The sequence below is a fragment of the Oleiphilus sp. HI0066 genome (genome assembly GCF_001635725.1).
This window is the reverse complement of sequence record NZ_LWFH01000874.1, coordinates 1-300: the sequence shown is the minus strand read 5'-3', so window position 1 is coordinate 300 and position 300 is coordinate 1. Positions and strand designations below refer to the sequence as shown.

Below are 300 nucleotides of genomic sequence, written 5' to 3'. Positions count from 1 at the left end.
GTTCCTTCACCAACAGCTGCAGCCCTTCACGCAATTCACTACCATCAAGTAGATGTATTTGCGGTACAAAACGAGCTTAAGTCTCGTGAGCACGCAAACGTAGATGACATTCTTACTATCCCGCTTATGACGGCTGAGCAAAGAGCTGCGCTTACTGAAGGTGAAATCCAGAAAGAACTCGACAACAACTGTCAGGGTATTTTGGGTTACGTTGTACGTTGGGTTGATCAAGGTGTTGGTTGTTCTAAAGTTCCAGATATCAACAACGTTGGTTTGATGGAAGACCGTGCAACATTGCGT

General features: G+C 45.3%; 1 pseudogene. It reads left to right on the top strand.

Annotated features, from left to right (window positions below):
- Positions 1–300 (top strand): annotated as a pseudogene (locus A3738_RS10020) (malate synthase G); the annotation flags it as partial.